This is a genomic window from uncultured Ruegeria sp. (genome assembly GCF_947504215.1).
Classification (GTDB): Bacteria; Pseudomonadota; Alphaproteobacteria; order Rhodobacterales; family Rhodobacteraceae; genus Ruegeria.
In genome coordinates, this window is sequence record NZ_CANNGO010000004.1 from 1 (window position 1) to 21,087 (window position 21,087).

Here is a 21,087-nt window from a genome sequence, read left to right on the forward strand (position 1 = left end):
CCGTCAGCGCAGCCTCAGCAGCGCCGGTGAAGGGGGTTCTAAGTACTACTGACAAAGACCGCAAGCAGAAAAAGACATCCTGATCATCTTTTTTACATTACTAACTTTATGCTATCAAAAACAATAGGTTGAGCGGCACAAAACAACAATCCTTCGCGCGATTTTCCTCCAAAAAGTCCAAGAAGACAGACGACTGATCCATGCGGGCTAATGGCCAGACACAATATATAGACAATTGGCGGAGACCCTGTACTAGTGAATACGACTCAAATCGGCAAATCGATTCACGTTGAACTGGTATTTCAGACCAACTTCGCTAATTCGCGCCAATACAATCGGATCATAATTCAAACACCGAACGCTCGCCCCAGCTTCCCGGCTTTATGAAATCATCAAGCATGTATTCCCGGCCTTGCGCATCTGAACTGGATACGGTCTGGTTCCCGCACGAAACCTACCGACCTGCAGTGGAACGCTCATGACCGTCGCTGATACTTTTCCTTTGGTTCGCACCGTTGGCTTTGATGGAGCTTTGGTGACCTTCGCCAACACAATGACCGAAGACGCAAACCGCGCGGCCCTAGCGTTTCGGGCAGAAATTGAACAGCTGCGATGGGACGGTGTGACCGAAACATCGGCCACACTGGGATCCGCCTATATCCGGTTCGATCCACAGCACCTGACACATGCGGGCATCAGACTACGCCTCCAGAGGCTGTTGGAACAGCAGAACTGGTACAGCACGCCTCTGCCCGAAGGGCGGCGGCTGTGGCGCGTGCCAACGGTCTATGGAACCGATCTGGCGCCCCAACTGAAGGAAGCCGCAGCGGCAGCCGGGTTGGATCCGGAGGACGCAATTCAGCGGTTGAGCACAACTCGGGTCCGGGTTCTGACTATCGGGTTCGCTCCGGGGCAGCCTTATCTGGGTCCGTTGGGTCCTGAGTTTGACATCCCCCGCTTGCAGGACCTTACGCCGATGGTGCCCGAAGGGGCGTTGGTCTTGGCAATCTCGCAGTTTGTTCTGTTTTCCGGCCCTACGCCAACCGGCTGGCGGCATGTTGGGCAAACCGCGTTTCGGTGCTTTCGCCCGGAAATGGAACAGAGCTTTGTCCTGAGACCCGGCGATGAAATGATATTCGAACCAGTCTCGCCCGATCAACTGGATCAGATCCGGGCGAACAATACCGATGGGACAGGTGGAGCGACATGTGAGGAGATCACCGCATGAGCCTGACGATCCACCGCATCGGCCCGGCATGCACCATTCAGGACCAAGGCCGGCCTGGATTTCTGGATCAGGGTTTGTCCAGATCAGGGGCAGCCGACATTCTGGCCTTGTATGAAGGGGCTGCACTGCTGGGACAGAGCCCGGACTGTGCGGCATTGGAAATGGCCGGGCTTGGCGGAGAATTCGAGGCAACCCTGCCCACTCGCATTGCGCTGACAGGGGCACCCATGCAGGTCACGCTAGACGGCAGCCAGGTGCCCTGGAATGCCTCGCATCAACTTGAAGCAGGCCAGCGCCTGGTGATCGGCGCGGCATTGCAAGGCAACTACGGATATCTTCACGTGGGCGGCGGCATCCAATCCGAGGTGCTTTTGGGATCACGCTCGACCCACCTGACGGCCAAAGTAGGTCGAGCAGTGCAGGTCGGTGACGTGTTGGTGGTAGGAGCAGATTCGGGCCATACGGGACTAAAACTAGCCCCGGCCGAGCGGTTTTCGGGCGGTCTGCTTCATGTGGTTGCCAGTTTTCAAACGACACTGTTCGACGACACAACGCTGCATCGTTTCGCGCAAACCAAGTTTTGGCGAGGCACACGCGCAAACCGTATGGGCATGCAACTTGAAAGCGACGGCGACGGTTTTGCTGCCAAGGGTCAGTTGAACATATTGTCCGAGGTGATCACCCCCGGTGATATACAGATGACCGGCACCGGAAATCCGTTCATCCTGCTGCCTGAATGCCAGACGACGGGGGGGTATCCCCGGATCGCAACGGTTCTGCCCTGTGACATGCCGCGCGCGGCACAAACACCGGCAGGTGCCGCGATCCGCTTTGAGTTTGTGACGATGGATCAGGCGATGGCGCTTCAGTCCGCCTTCGACGCTGAGCTCGCACGCCTACCCGGCAAGGTCGAACCGCTGTTGCGCGACCCGCATAATATCCCGGACCTGTTGTCCTACCAATTGATCGGTGGAGTAATCTCTGCCAACGACTAAGGAGAGTTGCCGATGCCTCACGTCGATCTGAATGCCGATATGGGTGAAAGCTTTGGTCCCTGGACCATGGGTGATGACGAAAGCCTGCTTAAGATCATAACCTCTGCCAATATCGCCTGCGGATTTCATGCCGGCGATTGGGATGTGATGGCCAAAACGATGGCGTTGGCCGCTGAAAACGATGTGGGTATTGGCGCGCATCCCGGTTTTCCAGACCTGCAAGGGTTTGGCCGCCGCAACATGAAAGTGCCACATGCGAGCCTGCGCAACCTGGTGCGATATCAGCTGGGTGCGGCGCAAGGCATGGCTACTGCTGTCGGGACAAAAGTGCGCCACCTGAAATTGCACGGCGCCTTGGCCAATATGTGCTCGGTCGATATCGACATGGCGCGCGCATGTTATCAGGGCGCGCTGGATGTGAGCCCCGACATCATCATCATGGTGTTGGCCGCCACTAAACAGGAAGACGCTGTACTAGAGCTAGGGTGCAAATGGGTCGGCGAGATCTTCGCGGATCGCGCCTATAACGACGACGGCACTTTGGTCGATCGCAACCTGCCCGGCGCAGTCATACATGATCCTGAGATCGCCGGCCCTCGTATCCTGAACATGGTTCGCGAGGGGGCAGTCATAACCGAAAGCGGCAAGCGACTGGAAACATCGATCGATACGATCTGCCTGCACGGCGACGGGCCAACTGCAGTTCAAATCGCCCGCTCGGTCCGCGAAAACCTGATCGAAGGCGGCGTCGATGTGACGAAATTCACCCGATAGTCATCTATCCGCAATCAAACCTGATCATTTTCTTTCTGTTGCCCGGACAGTGTTCTGACCCTAGCATGCCTGCAAGTGCATGTTCTCAATACTGTAATTTTAGCAACTCAACGCGTGGACAGATGCCCGGCCATCTCAATCCCAGCCAGTTTTGCACAAGGAGGCAAATATGTCTTTCGACCTGATGTCCTACGAACCGCGAGGCGACAAGAAGAACTCGGACTTCTTCGGTGAATACCTCCCGAAAATCTACGAAAGACGCAACAGTTCGGGTATTGCGGAACTGGTCGGCCCAATGCGGGCAATTGTGATGCAGGTTGAAGCCAGCGCGCTTTTCAACACCATGGCCGAGCTTTATGTAATGACGCCCTATCGCCATTCAGCCAGCTATCTGGGACGAACGCACAAGTTTTCGGTGATGCACTCGCACGCCGACTACCCAGCGTTGATCCTGATGGCACCTCTCAGTGATACGTTCGAGGATTTTATCCCGCGCATCAACCGCATGTACCCGCTGGCGCGCAAGACGCCTCAGACCCGATATGTGGGCGAGATCTTTGCTGCGACGGATTTGAATAATCTGAGTAAAACGCTCGAGGATCAGAACATCCGGTTCGAATACAGCGGCGATACCGAAAACCCTTTCTACACGCTGGATGGGTTCCGCTTTACGACCCCATCCGATTTTACCTGCAATCGGGTCGGCTATTCGACGCTAGATTTCAATGACACCGACAGCCTTGGACTGGGCGAGCGGGTATTGCTGAGTGATACAGAACAAGCGCGATTGGATCAGGCGGCAGCCTTCAGCACCGACAGCAAGATCGCCCCGCTTATGCTGGGCATCGACCACCTCGCCACCCGCGTTCTGGCTGGAGAGCGTGAGGATGCGATCCTCGAATTTCTGACAATGGTGCCTTACTACTTTTGGGGGGCGTACAACATATTCGACATGAACTCGTCGACCAATGTGAACCGCAACCCAAATGTGGATGATGACAAGAAGTCCCCCGCCAAGGTGTTCACAGCCAACAATACACCATCCTTCGTGAATTCATTCGCAAAACTGCCGATGCCAACAGAGGATTTCGTGCGCAATTTCGGACGCCGTCTGCATCATATGGCGGTCGAGATTTTGGATGGCGATCACGGTGCCGGTGAAAAGAACGTCGATTTCGTGGTCAATACGCTCAAAGACGAAGGCGTCCCGTTTCTGGCTCATGTGGTTGGTGAATGCAAAGATGATCCTAACCTGAAACAGATCTTCTCAAAGCACTCAAAGAACACGCTGCTGATCACTGAGTATATCGAGCGCTGTCACAAGTATGACGGGTTCTTCACCAAGGATAATGTCGCTGCTCTGACTGCGGCTGCAGGTCAAGATGAGCAGTATCAGCATGGCCACGTGTTTGACTGAGGCAGCAAAAGAAACTGTCTGATCAACCGTAGAAAGCTATGCTGGGGTGCCTTTTTATTGTGCAGGCTCTTTCCGGGTTCTCACGAAAAAAACGGCTGCGAAATCTCTTCCGCAGCCCAGATCCAGTCAGGAGAGTCGTCGGGCCTTATGATGGTCCGATCATGAAACACGTTACATTTCGAGCGCTGAGGCGGCGGCAAGCCAGATCAGCCTGTTCGCGTGTCATGCCCTGAAAAGTTGCATCAAACCCGCGTGAGCTTTGGTTCACTTTGCGCAGTGTGCCTTCCAGCGTGGTCATTTCCGACAGCGCTGTTTTCAACAAAACCTTCTCGGCCTCATAGCGCGTTGTGTAGCGTCCAACGTTGACGCCCCACAGGTGCCCACCTGAGGTCGATAACCGGGTGACGATTTCCTGCTCGGGCGCAGGCTGCTTGACCGTTTCAGCCGCAGCCAAAACCAGGTTTTCAGGCCGCAAAGCCGGACGCGTGTCCGAGCTATCGACCGGAGGTGCGGTTGGTGCAATATCGGCTTCTGCCATAGCGGCCGCGATACCGCTTTGGATGCGGTCACGATCTTGGTTCGCCGTATCGACAACCGCGCTTGCAACCTGGGTCGCAGCGCTGGGACGCACAATCGGACGCAGGCTTTTCTTGGGCGCGCCAGTCAGACGCGCAACTTGCGTTGTTCCGCCAAGGCCAGTGTTCCCGGCATAAACCGGGCGCCCGGGTTTGCGGATGGGTGCGCGGGACGGTGCTCGACGAAAACCCAGATCCAACAGCTCTGCCACTTTGGCGTTGCGCGACGCACCTGACTTACCGCCAAACACTGTCGCAATGATACGTTCGTTCTTACGCTTGGCTGACGCTACAAGATTGAATCCCGCAGCCCGTGTATAGCCGGTTTTGATCCCGTCCGCGCCCCTGTAGGCCGCCAGCAGACGGCGATTGGTATTGGGAACAGTTTTGATCCCCGCATGGGTCGATTGGCGCGAAAACAGGTTGTAGTATTGCGGGTAGTCATAAAGCAAATGACGCCCCAGAGTTGTCATATCGCGCGCTGTCGACAAATGTCCCGACTCGGTCAGACCGTGCGCGTTCTTAAAGGTCGTCCGGCTCATCCCCATTGCTTTGGCAGTGCGGGTCATGCGACGTGCAAAAGCTGCCTCGGACCCGCTGATTGCGATACCGATGGCGGTCGCAGCATCGTTGGCGGACTTCACCGCGGCCGCGCGAATCAAGTAACGAAACGCGATAGTCTGGCCAGACCGCAGACCCAGTTTCGACGGCGGCTCTGCCGCTGCTTTTTTGGTAATGCGAACCGGCGTATCCAACGTGATTTCACCGTTTCGTACCGCCTCGAATGCGATGTACAGCGTCATCATCTTGGTCAGGGATGCAGGATGGAGCCGCGTATCGGCATTGCGAGAATGAAGCACCTCGCCTGTCCTCGCGTCGATCACGACCGCTGCGTAAGGTGCAGCAAAGCCTTTGAGTGGCACAAAAAATAGCAGCCACAACAATGCTATAAGGAATAAGCCCATTCGGGCCGGAACTGTCCGCCGAACCTGCACGATTTTTGCCTCTGTCTGCCTCAAGCCGCCGGGTTTTCCCGGTCAGCAAAATTTATTTTGTTAACGATAAGGCTAACACACAGGTCCCATGAAATAAACCGAAAGCTGGGGTTTTTGCAGTTTCGTTTGGCCGCTTTTCACACGCTATATCTGGCCGTTTTTTTTCCCACAAACACCAAATGGGCTATTTTCGGCGCAGTGAGGCTATTTTCGAAAATGGAATTTTTGGAACTGCGGCGGAATAGCCACATCACTCTAGCGTACAAATAAGACCTTCCAATTCGCTCAGATCATCCAGCGCTCGGAATCGCGGATTGTCCTCTGGTGTTTCGGCATGTTCGACCTCCCAAACCAGGCCATGTGGCACGTAAACACCCCAGCATCCCGCCTGAATCGGCGCGACGACATCCGAGCGCATTGAATTGCCAACCATCATCGAGGCCGCAGGCCCATCCCCATGCTGGTCAAAGATTGTCCGATAGACGTCCGGTGTTTTCTCGGACACGATCTCAATCCCATCGAACAGATCGCCCAATCCCGATTGCACGAGTTTGCGTTCCTGATCGATCAGGTCGCCCTTGGTGATCAGCACCACGCGATGAGAGTTTGAAACGCTCTCGATCGCTTCGCGCGCAAATGGCAACAATTCGATCGGATGGGCCAACATATCTTGCCCCGCATCGATCAACTGACGAATGACCGAGGCTGGCACACGATCTTCCGTAACCTCGATCGCGGTTTCGATCATCGACAAAGTAAACCCTTTGATCCCGTACCCGTAGTGCCGGATGTTGCGTTTTTCTGCCGCCAGAAGACGCTCCATCAAGTGGTCCTGTTCGGCGTGATCGGCAAGCAACTCGGCAAAATAAGCCTGGGTCAGCTGAAAGAACCTTTCATTGTGCCAAAGGGTATCATCGGCGTCGAACGCGATTGTTGTAAGCTTAGTGTTCATTCCGATTTCGTTCGCTTGCTCTTTTCACTGGCCACGCCCACGTTATATAAGCGCACAGATAATCCAAATGCCTGAATCGGACAGTTGCACAAGATGCTGGAAAACCAATGGATGATGTCTGACAAACCGGACGGCGACGATGACGCGTCCGTTCTGGTTCAGACGCGCCCCAAGACCAAGCGTCCGCCGCTGTATAAGGTGTTGTTGCTGAACGACGACTACACACCAATGGAATTTGTGGTGCACGTGCTGGAACGGTTCTTCGGAATGACCCACGCCGAAGCGTTCGAGATCATGTTGACCGTTCACAAAAAGGGCGTGGCGGTGGTGGGCGTCTTCAGTCACGAGATTGCAGAAACCAAGGTTGGTCAGGTGATGGACTTCGCCCGCCGGCACCAGCACCCTTTGCAATGCACAATGGAACGCGAAGAATAACGCGTTTCGGGGCAATTTACCCCATGCTCACCCTTAGCTGGAATTGTCCATGCCCCCTCGCCTAGATCTTGTCTTGCAAAGCGGCCTGACGCTGTCACAGCCGCTGACGGTAATTGGCCCAACGCCGGAGCACGATCTCTCATCTCTGCCGCGTGAAACGCAGGTAGTACAACCGTTCAAACCGTTTCACGATCACTTTGCAGCGCAGGGGTTTGATGTTGCCCCTGTTGCGCAAGACCGCTGCCAGAGCGCAATCCTGTTTCTTCCTCGGGCGAAAGCACTGGCCCGTGCGATGATCCAACAGGCTTGCAGCCGTACGGAGGGTTTGGTTGTCGTTGATGGTGCCAAAACCGACGGTGTGGACAGCATTATGAAGGACATCCGTAAACGGGTGTCTATTGAGGGACCGATTGCCAAAGCGCATGGCAAGATTTTCTGGTTCCAGTCTAATCCAGAAGCCTTCCAGGATTGGGCTGCGCCAGACACTCAAACCGCAGACGGATTTCAAACCGCTCCCGGCGTGTTTTCAGCGGATGGAATCGATCCGGCGTCATCCCTTCTTTTACGAACACTACCGACAAAACTCGGAGCCCGGGTGGCCGATTTGGGCGCGGGCTGGGGATACTTAGGTGCCCAGCTGCTGGACCACGACAGCATCACGGCATTGCATCTTGTCGAAGCAGATCACGCCGCACTCGAATGTGCTCGGGTCAACGTGCCGGACCCCCGGGCGCAGTTTCATTGGGCGGATGCGGTCATCTGGAACAGCCCCGAGCCCATCGATACCGTGGTGATGAACCCGCCGTTTCATACAACGCGCAGCGCTGATCCCGCCCTGGGCCAGGGTTTTATCGCGGCAGCAGCCCGTAACCTGACCCGTAATGGTGATCTGTGGATGGTTGCCAACCGTCACCTGCCCTATGAGGCCACGTTGAACGGTGTATTCGCGCAAGTCCAAGAGGTTACAGGAGACAATCGCTTCAAGGTGTTTCACGCCTCTCGCCCTCGGCGATAAGGCCCGCTAACCTGCCCTTCAACTCAGGAGGATTCGGATGTCCTTTTCCATCACTGGCAAAACAGCAATCGTGACCGGCGGCGCCAATGGCATAGGTTTGGCCATCGGGCGTCATTTCGCGGATGCCGGGGCGAATGTCATGTTTGCGGACATGGATGAGAAACGACTGGCGGAAGAGTTGGGTGAGCAGGCCGATGATAGCAACATCCGATATTTCGCCGGGGATCTTCGGGAAAAACTGACCATAGCCAATTTGCTTTCGGCCACATTGGATGCATTCGACCAGGTGGACATCCTTATCAACGGCTCGCGGCAGGTGATCCCGTCCGACCCGCTGGACACCGATGACGACTCGGTTCGCACGTTGTTGAACCAGAACCTGATGCCCGCTTTACGGCTTAGCCAACTTGTCGCAAAACGCATGATCAAGCAGTCAGATGAAGATGACGAAGGCCCGGCGGGATCAATCATCAACCTGTCTTCAATCGCCGCCCGACGCACGCATCCTGACCTGATGGCATATTCGGTTTCCACGGCCGCGCTGGATCAGATGACCCGGTCGCTGGCCGTCGCATTTGCACCAAGCCGTATCCGCGTGAACTCGATCGCGTTGGGATCAGTCATGAGTGCATCTTTACAGTCCACACTGAAAGAGAACCGCGATTTTCGCGACGATATCGAAAAACACACGCCACTGGCCCGCATCGCAGCCCCGAACGAATTGACCGAAACCGCTCAATTCCTAGCCTCGGACGCTGCCGGGTTCATCACCGGTCAAATTCTGACAATTGATGGCGGCCGCACCCTGCTAGACCCCGTCGCAGCCCCAGCACATTGATCCCTATGTTCGACACTGAGAAATCCACCGCGTCCGCCTGGTTCCGGGAACTGCGCAATAATATCGTTGCGGCGTTTGAAGCCCTGGAAGACAGTCACGACACCGGCCCGTTCGCGGATGCCGAAGCCGGCCGTTTCGAGGTCAAGGAAACCAAACGCCAATCCGAGGATGGATCAGATGCGGGCGGTGGCCTGATGTCCGTCATGCGCGGCGGGCGCGTGTTTGAGAAGGTCGGGATCAACGTCTCGACTGTCTACGGCACGTTGGGTGAGCGGGCCCAACGCGCCATGGCCGCGCGCAAGGGCATTCCCGGCATGACCCAAGATCCTCGGTTCTGGGCCTCGGGTATCAGCCTTGTTGCCCATATGCAGAACCCCCATGCGCCAGCCGTTCATATGAACACACGCATGTTCTGGACCCCGCATGCCTGGTGGTTCGGTGGCGGATCAGACCTGAATCCCTGCATCGAGTACGATGATGACACGGTGCATTTCCACGCCACTCAAAAAGCTCATCTGGACCCACATGGGCCGGGACACTATCCGCGCCTGAAAGACTGGGCAGACGAATACTTCTACATCCCGCATCGTAAACGCGCACGCGGCGTCGGCGGCATATTCATGGATGACTATTGTACCGGGGATTGGCAGAATGATTTTTCTCTGACGCAGGATATCGGCAGGGCATTCCTTCCAGCCTACCTGCCATTGGTGGAAAGGCGCCGCGGACACAGCTTTTCGGACGCTGACAAGACGACGCAACTGGTACATCGCGGCCTTTATGCCGAATACAACCTTGTCTACGACCGGGGTACGAAGTTTGGGCTGGAAACCGGCCATGATCCGGACGCTGTCCTGATGAGCCTACCGCCGATGGCCAAGTGGATCTGAACCTCAGAAATCAAAATCCATGAAGTTATCATAGCAGTAGTTTTGCGCCGAGATTGCCGACATGTTTTCGCCCACGCGTTTGACGGTGATGGAATAGCCGGGATTGGTATCGGCCCCTTCGGGCGGGGTCAGTGAAAACTGAACTGTCCTGACCCCGGGCTCGTAGGCTCTCGAGATATAGATGCGCTGAGAATTCGGAACGCGCAGCGTTCGGATTGCATAGTCCCCGATGCCGCACCAATAGTTGACCGCCGCAGACGATCCCTTGGCTTTGACTTCGTAAATTCCGTTTTGCAGCGGCGTGATTTCGGTTTTGAACTGCGGCCTGACACTCAGGCCAAAGCCCACAGCCTGTGCGAAACCGGGCGTTGTCAACAAAACCGACAGGGCAGCTAACTTGAAAAATTGCATCGTAAAAAAATCCCAGAATATATTCTCTAACCCCTTACAACATAGGCTTTGCCACTTCTGAGTAAAGCCGCTTACCCAGCCGATTTGCTGGATCAGAAGATCAATATGCGTTCACTCGTTGGAGATTATCCGGCCACCTACATCCTGCGGCGCAAGCGCAACGGTCTTGATGACCGCGTGGCACGGCGCCCCTGCCTCAAGCCCCAGCGCGTTGACCGACCGGCGCGTCACACGTGCCAGGACGATTCCGGCAGGCGTTTTCACCGAAACGATGGCCCCAGGCCCGTCGCCGGACCGGATGGAGTCGACAGTGCCGCTTAGAACATTCAGGGCAGATAGACCTTGTGGTGGCGTCTTCGAAAGGATCACTTCCTGAGCTGGAATTCGAATGCGCAAGTCTTCCCCTATATCGTGCGAGATCCGAGGAAGAAAAAGCCGCGCGCCGTTCGCGTCCAACTCGGTCAACCCGTCGTCATGATGCGCCAGCACCCTAACTTTCAACACTGCCCCAATTGCGCGCACACCGGCAGGTGCAACCGAAGGATCCGCTAGTACGTCAGCGGCCGGGCCCTGTCGCACAACTTTGCCGTCCTGCAATGCCACAACCGATGTCGCCAGCCGCGCCACCTCGGCCGCCGCGTGGGTAACATACAGAATTGGCACTGAAACCTCGTCCCGCAGTCGTTCAAAATACGGGAGAATTTCGGCCTTTCGGGCGTCGTCCAATGCGGCCAGCGGTTCATCGGCAAGGATCAGACGCGGGCTGGCCAAAAGGGCGCGACCAATGGCAACGCGTTGTTTTTCACCACCCGATAGCCGCGCCGGACGACGATCCAGCAAATGCCCGACCCCTAGCATCTCGATCACCTTGTCCGGGTTTTCACGGCGTGCGTTCTTTGGGGCGAACCAGCGCCCATAGGCGAGGTTCTGGCGAACATTAAGATGCGGGAACAACCGTCCTTCTTGAAAAATGTAACCCAACCGACGTTTGTGTGGCGGCAACCATTGGTGCCGCTCAATATCAAACAGAACCCAATCATTCACTGCGACACGCCCGGCCTCGGGCCGTAGCAATCCCGCTACGGCATTGACGATGGTGGTTTTACCCGAACCCGACCTGCCAAACAGAACCGTCACACCCGGTGGCGCATCGAAACTGAGGTCCAGATCGATCCCCGGCAGGCGGTGTTGCAATTGCACAGAAAGGCTCATGTTCCGGCCACCCGTGCTGCGGCGCGACGTCCGACATATTCCGACAGAAGCAGCGCACCCATGGCAATGATGATCGAGATGATGACCAGCCGCGTCGCTGCGGCCTCACCCCCAGGCACCTGCAAAAACGCATAGACGGCCGATGGCAGCGTTTGCGTCTGGCCGGGAATGTTTGACACAAAGGTAATCGTGGCTCCGAACTCTCCCATCGCTTTGGCAAAGGCCAGAATAGCACCGGCAGTCACGCCCGGCAGGATCATCGGCAAGGTCACAGTTGCAAAGACCATGGCGCGCGACGCGCCCAGGGTCGCTCCGGCTTGTTCCAGTTTTGGATCGACCGCCTCAATCGACAGCCGGATCGCCCGGACCATAAGCGGAAATGCCATAATCCCCGCGGCCAGCGCGGCGCCCGTCCAGCGAAAGGCCACAACGATCCCGATTTCGCCCAACAGACGACCCACCGGCCCCTGGATGCCAAACGTCAGCAACAGCAGATAACCGGTAACCACCGGCGGCAGGATCAGAGGCAAATGTACCAGACCATTCAGCACTTGCCGGCCCGGAAACCGCCAGCGGGCCAGCGCATAGGCAACGAAGATACCAAATGGCAGCGTCGCCAGCGTGGCCCAGAACGACACCCTCAGGGACAGTTTAAGCGCCTCTATCTCGGCTGGACCCAACCAATCCATCCCTGTCACCCGCCCGGCAGGGTAAAACCCTGCGCAAGAAAGACCGACGTAGCAGCATCGGATTGCAGATGGTCCAGAAAGGCCTTTGCATTGTCACCCGCCGACAACGTAACCGCAGCAGGGTAGATAATCGGCGGATGCATATCAGCGGGGATCGTGCCGACAACGCTGACCCGCGTTTCGGCGTTTGCATCTGATCGGTACACAATGCCAAGCGGTGCTGCACCGGTTGCCACAAGGGCCAACGCGGCGCGTACGTTATCGGTCTGCGCGACCTGATCCTGCACAGCGCTCCATACTCCCAATCGCTGCAAAGCCGCCTTGCCATACACTCCGGCGGGAACCGCATCGACCAAACCCATGGCCAGATACCCCCCGTCCAGCACCGAGAGCAGATCATACCCCGGCGTGATCTGACCAACCGAAGCGCGACCCGCAGCACCGATCAGGACCAGCCCGTTTCCCAACAAATCCACGCGCGATGTTGCATCGATCTGTTCTGCATCCTGAAGCAGATCCATCCAATCAGGGTTTGCCGAAATGAACAGATCCGCTGGCGCGCCCAGCTGTATTTGCCGCGCTAAAACCGATGAGGCTGCGTAAGACACAGTTATGGTCTCATCCATCTGCAGTTCATATTCCGCTGCAATCTGATCCAAAGCTGTCTTCAGGCTGGCAGCTGCAAATACCAAAACCCCCTCGGCCCCGGCCCGGATCGGGGCCAGCATCGTCGCGCCAAGAACCAGTGCCGCGATCAGAGATCTGCTGGCGGAGGATAGGGTCATGTGCACTCCCGGCTGGAACATTGCAGTCCCTCCGGGAATATCGGAGGCCAAAGGCGACACGCAAGCGCCTTTCAATGTTCATACCAGTGAAGAATTCGAAAATCACAGAAAATACAATGAAGTCAGCTATTGAGCGTCTTCTCCGCCATAGCGATTGCCACGGGTGTCGCATTGGGTATTGATCTCGCAGAATGCCCCGGACAAAGCTTAGGCAAAGCGTCACGCGTCAGCCACAGGAAACAGGACACCGAATATGCTGCAGGAAACACCCGGTTTGATTGACGCCATACGGGCCCGTTTTGCCCATGTCGAAAGCTGCCCGTTTCAAGGCAAACGCATCTTTTTCGAGAATGCTGGCGGGGCATTGACGCTGAACTCTGTCGTTGAAACCTCCGCTAAATTTGCCGCAATCCCGGACAATCAGGGGCGTGACAATACCGCCAGCCACGCGTTGGTCGACATCATAGACAAGGCCAAATCAGATCTGTCGGTTTTCATGAATGCCTCGTCGGGGCAGTTCTTTGTGGGGGAAAGCGGAACCGAGCTGCTGTTTCGCGTGATCCGAACCGCCTGTGTAAACGCGCCCAAGGGCAGCAAAGTCATTGGCAGCTCCATTGAACACCCTGCCAGCCGCAGCGCCGCACGCCGCTGGGCGGAAGTTGCCGGTCTGAACTATGTCAGCGTTCCACATTGTGACGCGACCGGTCTGGTGACCGCCGAAGACTATGGCGCGCTGATGACGCCGGATGTCTCGGTGGCAACAATCTTACATGGATCGCCTGTGACCGGGATGGGTATGGATGTCGCTGCAATTTCCCGCGCCATCCGCGATGTTGCGCCCGACTGTTTCATCATTGTGGACGGCATTCAACATGCAGCCCACGGCCAATTGGACATAGACAGCTACAATGTCGATGGCTACGCGATTTCACCCTACAAAGTGTTTTCGCGACATGGGTATGGCATCGCGTGGATTTCGGACCGGTTGACCGCCCAGCCCCACGACCAGTTGATCGACGCCCCAACCGACGGCTGGGAATTCGGCACCCGAGACACGGGCGCATATGCGACGATGTCCGATGTGGTCACCTATTTTGACTGGCTGGGCAGCCAATTGTCCGATACCACCGACCGCCGCGCCCGGATTGAGGTAGCAGGCCACGCGATTCACGCCTATGAAACCCATCTGACGAGCGCAATGATCAACGGAACTGGAAACCTGCCCGGTCTGCGCGATATGGACCACATCAGCATACTGGCAGGGCCGGACAACCCAGCCCGAGAGGGTCTGATCTCGATCACAGTGCGCGATCTCCCATCGGCCGAAGTGGTGACCCGGCTAAACGAACAGGGCATAAGGACCCACACACGCAAAGCCGATCACTACAGTGGCAATGTGCTGACCCCATTGGGTCTAAGCGATTGCATCCGGATTTCGCTGTGTCACTACAACACGGAGCATGAGGTCGCCCAACTGCTGGCCGCTTTGAACGATATGGCGAACTGACCCGACAATCGCCAATTGAGCGCAAGAAATTGTTCCAGACCCTCTTGCGTCCGCGCGCAGGCTTGGCTACATGCACCGTCACGGGTGATTAGCTCAGTTGGTAGAGCGCTTCGTTTACACCGAAGATGTCGGGAGTTCGAGTCTCTCATCACCCACCATCCCCTTATGGATACAAGTATCTGCGCCGGGCCAGAGCTCAGCAGCTCAAGTTGCAACCGGTTGCAACCACAGGGCTATGGTGCATAATGTTCCTGCCATGAAAATACCAACAGCCAAACTGCCACTCAAACCAACCGTGCAAAGCCCATGAGTGTCACCCTAAAAGACGTTGCAGCCCTTGCTGGGGTATCGCGATCAGCGGTTTCGCGCACCTTCACTGAAGGCGCGTCGGTGTCGGCCAAAACCCGCAGCAAGGTAGAAAAGGCAGCGCACGAGCTTGGATACAGCCCGAATGCGTTGGCCTCATCGCTGACGACGGGACGGACGAAGCTGATCGGGTTGATTTCCAACAACTTTCACAACCCTATTTTCCTTGAGGTTTTCGATCAGTTCACACGCGCCTTGCAAGAACGAGGCTTGCGCCCTCTGATCGTAAATCTGACCGACGAAACCGAACCGGCAAATTCGGTTCGGATGTTACGGCAGTATTCGGTCGACGCCGCAATCGTTGCATCTTCGACGCTACCGCCAAGCTTTGCAAAGGCCTTCCACGATGCGGGCGTACCTGTGGTCCATACGTTTGGGCGGTCAGCCACGTCGCCCGAGGTGCATGTGGTCGGGATCGACAATGTCGAATGCGGCCGCATGGCGGCGCGAGAGTTGCTGGCCCGAGGCTATAAGCGCGTGGGATATCTGGGCGGCCCGAAGAATGCGACCTCGGCACTCGACCGGTATCGTGGTTTCATGGAAGAATTGGCGAACCATCCGGAAATCGACGTCACCCACTGTTTTGCCGATGCCTATTCGTTTGAAGCCGGTCGCGCGGAGATGCTGCGGTTTCTGGAAGACACAACAGCCCAAGCCTATTTCTGCGGTGATGATATCCTGTCGGTTGGCGCGCTGTCAGCGCTTAAGGATCACGGGCTACAACCGGGCCAAGAGATCGGAATCATCGGTCTGAATGACATGGAGATGTCCCGTTGGGAAAGCGTCGATCTGACGACGATTCATCAGCCAATCAAGCAGATCATCACCTCATCTGTGGATCTGATCGAGGAAATGCTGAAAGAGCCTCAGCGCTATCCTGAGGCACGTATTTTTCCCTGTCGTGTGATCGAACGGGGCACATTACGGCCCCGCCCCTGATCATTGGAACATCGGCGGGCGCGCATCTTTCCATGCGCCATCCTCATTGCCCGACGCCACTGCCGCATGAACTGCAGCGATAGATCGAACACCATCCGACGCGCCGGGCAATCCGTCGCGGGTTTCGCCCCGGATCGCATCAGCTAAATCGCAGTAGATGTTGGCGACCGCGAGCGGAAACCCTTCGGGATGCGCAATGGCAACGCGGGACAAGCGCTGAGCTTCATCATGCAGGCCACCTTCGCCCTTTTCGATGATCTGAGTCCGACCTCCGACGGGTGTGTAGATCAATTGGTTGGGTTGCTCGGATGCCCAGCGCAGCCCGCCGGTTTCACCAAAGACCTGAATGTCGAAGCCATGTTGGCGCCCGATGGCTACGGATGAGGTCCACAGCCGCCCGACCGTGCCGCCCTCCATACGGAAATTGATCATCGCATCATCTTCCAGTTCGCGGCTGGAAATGGTCGAGGCCATATCAGCTGACAGCGACTTGACCTCGTCATCGCAGATGAAGCTGGCCATGTGCAAGGCGTGAATCCCGCAATCCGCAAACTGGCCCGATACACCGGCCATTGCCGGATCATACCGCCAACGAACGCGTGGATTGTCGGCATCCGTGGCGTCACCGTGGTGACCATGGCTGAAATTCGTCACCACCAGACGCACCTTGCCGATCTCACCGGCACGCACCATTGCCCGCGCTTGACGGATCATGGGATAGGCCGAATAGCAGTAGTTAACGGCACAGATTTTACCCGAAGCTTCGGCAACGCGGACAACCTCTTCGCCTTCTTCCACGGTCATCGTCATCGGCTTTTCGCACAATACGTTGAAGCCAGCTTCAAGAAAGGCCTTCGCAATCTCGAAATGGGTTGAATTCGGCGTGGCGATGGTAACCAGATCAATCCGGTCCGAGCGGTTCTGTTCGCCTGCCAGCATCTCTTGCCAATTGCCATATGCGCGATCTTCGGCGACACCCAGTCGCCGGGCGTATTCGCGGCCAACGTCGGGGCGATGATCCAGCGCACCTGCGGCGAACTCGAACATCCCGTCAGCAAGAGCACCTAACCTATGCGCGGGTCCGATTTGACTACCTTCACCACCACCGATCATGCCCCATTTCAGCTTTGTCATGGTCTTCGTCTCTCTTCAGAATTTCATTGGTACTGCGATTAGAAATCGCTGATCTCTTTCCACTGCCGCTGTTCTGACGAAGCCAGCGCGGCCGCCAAAACTCGGTTCACCTCATGCCCATCGCGGAATGTCGGCCAGATCGCTTCGCCGGAGTGGATGGCTTGCAGGAAATCCTTGGCCTCTATGATGATCTGGTCCTGATACCCGGTGCCATGCCCAGGTCCCTGGCAAAACGGCTCATAGTCAGGATGCGCAGGACCGGTCAGGATTTTGGTAAACCCACGTGACGCCTCTGGCCCCTCACGCCGATACAACCAAAGGGCGTTCTGATCTTCCTGATCAAAGCGAATGCCGCCTTTGGTTCCTGAGATTTCATAGGCGTAGCCCATCTTACGTCCGGTCGCGACGCGGCTGAAATACAGATTGCCCATCACGCCAGTTTCAAAGCGGCACATCATCTGGGCATGATCATCATTTGTCACATCTCCACCGGGCCGGGTCTGGTGCACGGTTTCAACATCCGCCATGACCTGCGCAATCGGACCGATCAGCGCCAGCGCGCCATTGACCATATGTGGGGCAAGGTCCCCGATGGTTCCGTTCGCCATTCCAGTTGTGCGCCACGTCGCAGGCGTTTCTGGGTCCGCATAGAAGTCTTCGGTATGTTCGCCCCGAAACCAGGTGACATCGCCAATCTCGCCTATGGCAATCAGCTGACGCGCGTATTGGCTGGCTGGCGTGCGTATATAGTTGAACCCAACCATGTTGATCACGCCTGCCGCCTCGGCCGCAGCTGTCATCGCAAGGCTGTCATCCAACGAAGCACCCAGTGGTTTTTCGCATAACACGGGCTTACCGCAAGCAAATGCCGCCTCGGCGATCTGTCGGTGCGTTGACTGGGGCGAGGCAATGATGATGGCTTCGACCCCCGGATCATCTACCAGTGTACGCCAGTCGTCAGTCGCGCGCGCAAATCCATAAGCTGTCCGATACCTCTCGGCGCTTTCAGGGGTCGAGGCACAGATCATCTCCAGCCGAGGACGCAGTGCCGTGTTGAACACCGCGCCGACCGCTGACATGGCGACGGAATGAGCCTTGCCCATATAGCCGCCACCTACAATTCCAATTCCGATTTCAGGCATCTTTGGCGGCTCCGAACATATCATTTGCAACCGGTTGCAAAATCAGTATCGTGTGAATCGATCAAACGCAAGGTCCAACCGACTTTGCCCACCCCAATTTGCCGGAGGATATGAGTTGAGCGCTTTGATAGACGGTATCAAAGGAAACCGTTTCGCCGTTTTGGGGCGCGCTGGCATGGATCTTTTTGCCGATCCCATTGGTACCAAAAGCGAAGATGCCGATACGTTCCGCGCAGATCTGGGCGGGTCTTCCGCCAATATCTGTGCGGGTCTGGCCAAACTGGGCAGTCAGGCCTCGCTGATCACCTCAGTTTCAGATGATGCAGTCGGACGGTTTTGCATGAACAAGCTGGAGTACTATGGGGTGGATACGTCGTTCATCCGCGTCGTGGGTGGCGAATATCGTATGTCTCTGGCTGTCTACGAAAGCCGGATCGACGACTTTCAGAACGTCATCTACAGAAACGGCGCGGTCGATTTTCAGGTGACCGAAGAAGACATGGATAAGGTCGACTATAGCTCTTTCTCGGCGATCATATCGGCAGGAACAGTTTTTGCTGCCGAACCGTCACGCAGCGCCACCTTTCGGGCCTTTGAGAACGCGCGCAATGCAACGTTGCCGATCATCTTCGACATCGACTACCGCCCCTATAGCTGGCCGTCGCCCGAGGTCGCCGCTGACGTCCTGTCCCGCGCGGGTGAAGCCAGTGACCTGATCGTCGGAAATGATGAAGAGTTCGGGTTTATGGCAGGTGGAGTCGACAAGGGTTTTGCCAAAGCAACGGAGCTGGCGGAAAAGCCGGGCCGCATCGTCATCTACAAAATGGGCGAAAAGGGTGCTGTCACCTTAGCCGATGGCCAAGAGATTCACACCGGCATCTACCCGATCGACGCCGTTAAACCCAATGGCGCGGGCGACAGTTTCATGGCCGGTTTGCTGGCCTCAATCGCAACAGGGCATTCTTTGGAGGACGCGGTCATGCGTGGGTCGGCCTGCGCATCCATCGTCGTGTCACAACCCGGCTGCGCCCCTGCCATGCCCACAACATCTCAACTGGACGCGTTTCTCGCCGCCCACCCCGGTCCGACCCGATAGGAGTTTCCCATGCATATCGCGCCCTACGACAATCAGAACAAAGCCATCGTAGATGCCGACGATCCAACGGTGCCGCTGAACTATTTCAACATCGTCAAACTGAAAAAAGACGAGGTGTTCGAATATCAGGTGCCCGGTTATGAAACCTGCATCGCACCTGCAACCGGCAGCGTCGATGTCGACGTAGAAGGGGTTCAGTTCCCCCGCCTTGGCAATCGCGGCGAAGATGTCTGGGATGGTGAACCCGAAGGGGTTTACGTTCCGGTTGGGGCAAAGGTTCGGCTGGTTTGTGTCTCGGACGATACCGAGGTTTTTATCGCAGGCGCCAGATATGACAAAGTGCTCGACCCGTTTGACGTCCGCGAACATGATCTGGTTCAGTATGGTAGCGACGACACTAAAACCCATCGCAAAATCAAACACATCCTAGGCCAGAAACAACACGAAAAAGTCGGGCGCCTTTTGGTCAGCGAGTTGTTCACCGTCGGTCAGGGTGGCTGGTCCGGCTTTCCCAGCCACAAGCATGACACCAATCGCTTGCCGGATGAAACCCGACACGACGAAACCTATAACTTCCGGTTCAAACCCAACTGGGGATCCGGCCTGCAGATGCTGCAGCGCGAGGACAACGAACCAGGGGATGCCTATCACATCGTTGACGGGTCGACGATCTGCATCGACAAAGGCTATCACCCCTGCTGCGTGCTTCCGGGGTACGAGATGTACTACTTCACAATCCTCGGTGGCCTGAGCCAACGATCGTTGGTGCAGTACTTCCAACCTACCCATGCCTATCAGATCGAAACGATCCCGGGCATCAAAGACATGATTGCAAAGTTCAAATGACCCTCGTCACGCTCAAAGACGTTCTAACGCCCGCTTATAATCAAGGTTATGCTGTTGGCGGCCTGGTGACGCTCGGTTGGGAAGACATGCGCGCCTATGTGGCCGCTGCCGAGGCCGAAAATGCACCGGTTATATTGCAAGCAGGTCCCAGTTGCCGGGAGCACACGCCGCTGCCAGTCCTGGGTAAGATGTTCCGCCATCTGGCCGACAACGCATCTGTTCCCGTGGTTGCCCATCTGGATCATGGCTATACGTTCGAAGACTGCAAAATCGCCTTGGACAGCGGCTTCACATCTCTAATGTTCGACGGATCTCGAAAACCCCTGCAGCAGAATATTGACGAAACCGCGGCAATTGCCGAGATGGCCCATGCGGCGGGCATCTCATGCGAGGGCGAGATCGGGTTCGTTGGCTATTCCGGCGGAGAAGGATCCAACGGCACCGACCCCGCCGAGGCCGCGCAGTTTGCAAAGGAAAGCGGTGTTGATGCGATGGCCATTTCGGTTGGCAACGTCCATCTGCAGGAAAACAAGGAAGGCGGGTTGGACGAAGACCGCATCCGCCAGATTGATGCCATGACTGAGGTGCCATTGGTGATCCATGGCGGATCGGGTGTGCCAATCGAACAGCGCACCCGACTGGCGCGCGAAACGTCAATCTGCAAGTTCAACATCGGGACCGAGCTGCGTATGGCCTTTGGTGCAGCCCTACGTGACGCCGTGAACATTGACCCAGACCGGTTCGACCGCGTCACCATTCTGAAAGAAACCCACGCCCCCGTTGAGGCCGCCGCCCGTGCGGTCATCCGTGCATTTGGAGCACCGCCACAAGGTTAATAGACGCGAG

21 protein-coding genes and 1 tRNA gene are annotated in these 21,087 nt (G+C 56.6%); 14 read left to right on the plus strand and 8 right to left on the minus strand.

Going from position 1 to position 21,087, the window contains the following annotated elements:
* Nucleotides 1–478 precede the first annotated feature (478 nt).
* The 4 genes from Q1B21_RS08920 (at nt 479) to Q1B21_RS08935 (ending at nt 4,414) form a co-directional block, all read left to right on the plus strand.
* Nucleotides 479–1,228, plus strand: a complete 750-nt coding sequence (locus Q1B21_RS08920; protein ID WP_299888537.1) for a carboxyltransferase domain-containing protein — start codon at nt 479–481, stop codon at nt 1,226–1,228.
* Nucleotides 1,225–2,223 carry a biotin-dependent carboxyltransferase family protein gene (locus tag Q1B21_RS08925; RefSeq protein WP_299888540.1) on the plus strand — a complete coding sequence of 333 codons (999 nt, stop codon included), beginning with the start codon at nt 1,225–1,227 and terminating at the stop codon, nt 2,221–2,223. The genes Q1B21_RS08920 and Q1B21_RS08925 overlap by 4 nt, the downstream gene beginning before the upstream one ends.
* Nucleotides 2,224–2,235: 12 nt before the next feature.
* Nucleotides 2,236–2,997 carry a LamB/YcsF family protein gene (locus Q1B21_RS08930; RefSeq protein WP_299888542.1) on the plus strand — a complete coding sequence of 254 codons (762 nt, stop codon included), beginning with the start codon at nt 2,236–2,238 and terminating at the stop codon, nt 2,995–2,997.
* A 169-nt stretch (nt 2,998–3,166) separates the two neighbouring features.
* The gene (locus tag Q1B21_RS08935; RefSeq protein WP_299888545.1) at nt 3,167–4,414 is read left to right on the plus strand and encodes a hypothetical protein; all 1,248 of its coding nucleotides are present in this window, start codon (nt 3,167–3,169) and stop codon (nt 4,412–4,414) included.
* A gap of 145 nt (nt 4,415–4,559) precedes the next feature.
* Here Q1B21_RS08935 and Q1B21_RS08940 read toward each other — a convergent pair whose 3' ends face one another.
* Both Q1B21_RS08940 and Q1B21_RS08945 read right to left on the minus strand, forming a co-directional pair.
* A complete protein-coding gene (locus Q1B21_RS08940; protein WP_299888548.1) occupies nt 4,560–5,954 on the minus strand; it encodes a D-alanyl-D-alanine carboxypeptidase family protein in 1,395 nt (464 codons plus the stop codon).
* Nucleotides 5,955–6,234: 280 nt separating this feature from the next.
* Nucleotides 6,235–6,936, minus strand: a complete 702-nt coding sequence (locus Q1B21_RS08945) for an HAD family hydrolase (RefSeq protein ID WP_299888551.1) — start codon at nt 6,934–6,936, stop codon at nt 6,235–6,237.
* A 93-nt stretch (nt 6,937–7,029) separates the two neighbouring features.
* On the opposite strand from Q1B21_RS08945, the gene clpS reads away from it, so the two are divergent.
* From clpS to hemF, 4 genes are read left to right on the plus strand one after another with little or no spacing between them, the layout of a single operon-like run.
* Complete coding sequence (clpS, locus tag Q1B21_RS08950; RefSeq protein WP_298935197.1) at nt 7,030–7,371, plus strand: ATP-dependent Clp protease adapter ClpS; 342 nt, start codon at nt 7,030–7,032, stop codon at nt 7,369–7,371.
* Between the two features lie 49 nt (nt 7,372–7,420).
* The gene (locus Q1B21_RS08955; protein WP_299888554.1) at nt 7,421–8,386 is read left to right on the plus strand and encodes a class I SAM-dependent methyltransferase; all 966 of its coding nucleotides are present in this window, start codon (nt 7,421–7,423) and stop codon (nt 8,384–8,386) included.
* Between the two features lie 37 nt (nt 8,387–8,423).
* A complete protein-coding gene (locus Q1B21_RS08960) occupies nt 8,424–9,224 on the plus strand; it encodes an SDR family NAD(P)-dependent oxidoreductase (RefSeq protein WP_299080991.1) in 801 nt (266 codons plus the stop codon).
* Between the two features lie 5 nt (nt 9,225–9,229).
* Nucleotides 9,230–10,114, plus strand: coding sequence for an oxygen-dependent coproporphyrinogen oxidase (hemF, locus tag Q1B21_RS08965; RefSeq protein WP_299888557.1), 885 nt, complete (start codon nt 9,230–9,232; stop codon nt 10,112–10,114).
* Nucleotides 10,115–10,117: 3 nt separating this feature from the next.
* Here hemF and Q1B21_RS08970 read toward each other — a convergent pair whose 3' ends face one another.
* The 4 genes from Q1B21_RS08970 to modA form a co-directional block, all read right to left on the minus strand.
* A complete protein-coding gene (locus tag Q1B21_RS08970; RefSeq protein ID WP_299888560.1) occupies nt 10,118–10,525 on the minus strand; it encodes a hypothetical protein in 408 nt (135 codons plus the stop codon).
* Nucleotides 10,526–10,636: 111 nt separating this feature from the next.
* Nucleotides 10,637–11,737 carry a molybdenum ABC transporter ATP-binding protein gene (modC, locus tag Q1B21_RS08975; RefSeq protein ID WP_299888563.1) on the minus strand — a complete coding sequence of 367 codons (1,101 nt, stop codon included), beginning with the start codon at nt 11,735–11,737 and terminating at the stop codon, nt 10,637–10,639.
* Complete coding sequence (modB, locus tag Q1B21_RS08980) at nt 11,734–12,426, minus strand: molybdate ABC transporter permease subunit (protein ID WP_298935203.1); 693 nt, start codon at nt 12,424–12,426, stop codon at nt 11,734–11,736. The genes modC and modB overlap by 4 nt, the downstream gene beginning before the upstream one ends.
* 5 nt (nt 12,427–12,431) lie before the next feature.
* Nucleotides 12,432–13,211 (minus strand): molybdate ABC transporter substrate-binding protein, encoded by a 780-nt coding sequence (gene modA / locus Q1B21_RS08985; protein ID WP_299888566.1) that lies wholly within the window; start codon nt 13,209–13,211, stop codon nt 12,432–12,434.
* Between the two features lie 253 nt (nt 13,212–13,464).
* On the opposite strand from modA, the gene Q1B21_RS08990 reads away from it, so the two are divergent.
* From Q1B21_RS08990 to Q1B21_RS09000, 3 genes are all read left to right on the plus strand, one after another.
* Nucleotides 13,465–14,718 carry an aminotransferase class V-fold PLP-dependent enzyme gene (locus tag Q1B21_RS08990; protein ID WP_299888569.1) on the plus strand — a complete coding sequence of 418 codons (1,254 nt, stop codon included), beginning with the start codon at nt 13,465–13,467 and terminating at the stop codon, nt 14,716–14,718.
* Between the two features lie 82 nt (nt 14,719–14,800).
* Nucleotides 14,801–14,876: transfer RNA gene (locus Q1B21_RS08995), tRNA-Val, on the plus strand.
* Between the two features lie 148 nt (nt 14,877–15,024).
* Nucleotides 15,025–16,023, plus strand: coding sequence for a LacI family DNA-binding transcriptional regulator (locus Q1B21_RS09000; protein WP_299888571.1), 999 nt, complete (start codon nt 15,025–15,027; stop codon nt 16,021–16,023).
* Here the strand turns inward: Q1B21_RS09000 and Q1B21_RS09005 are convergent, their stop codons facing one another.
* Together Q1B21_RS09005 and Q1B21_RS09010 are read right to left on the minus strand one after the other, a co-directional pair.
* On the minus strand, nt 16,024–17,157 hold the full coding sequence (locus Q1B21_RS09005; RefSeq protein WP_299888573.1) for a Gfo/Idh/MocA family oxidoreductase: 1,134 nt from the start codon (nt 17,155–17,157) through the stop codon (nt 16,024–16,026).
* A 38-nt stretch (nt 17,158–17,195) separates the two neighbouring features.
* Nucleotides 17,196–18,299 carry a Gfo/Idh/MocA family oxidoreductase gene (locus Q1B21_RS09010; protein ID WP_299888575.1) on the minus strand — a complete coding sequence of 368 codons (1,104 nt, stop codon included), beginning with the start codon at nt 18,297–18,299 and terminating at the stop codon, nt 17,196–17,198.
* Between the two features lie 115 nt (nt 18,300–18,414).
* On the opposite strand from Q1B21_RS09010, the gene iolC reads away from it, so the two are divergent.
* Genes iolC through Q1B21_RS09025 form a run of 3 tightly spaced genes read left to right on the plus strand, consistent with a single transcriptional unit; the run spans nt 18,415 to nt 21,077 of the window.
* Nucleotides 18,415–19,395, plus strand: coding sequence for a 5-dehydro-2-deoxygluconokinase (gene iolC, locus Q1B21_RS09015; protein WP_299888577.1), 981 nt, complete (start codon nt 18,415–18,417; stop codon nt 19,393–19,395).
* A gap of 9 nt (nt 19,396–19,404) precedes the next feature.
* Nucleotides 19,405–20,241 carry a 5-deoxy-glucuronate isomerase gene (locus tag Q1B21_RS09020; protein ID WP_299888579.1) on the plus strand — a complete coding sequence of 279 codons (837 nt, stop codon included), beginning with the start codon at nt 19,405–19,407 and terminating at the stop codon, nt 20,239–20,241.
* The gene (locus tag Q1B21_RS09025; protein WP_299888582.1) at nt 20,238–21,077 is read left to right on the plus strand and encodes a class II fructose-bisphosphate aldolase; all 840 of its coding nucleotides are present in this window, start codon (nt 20,238–20,240) and stop codon (nt 21,075–21,077) included. The genes Q1B21_RS09020 and Q1B21_RS09025 overlap by 4 nt, the downstream gene beginning before the upstream one ends.
* Nucleotides 21,078–21,087 lie beyond the last annotated feature (10 nt).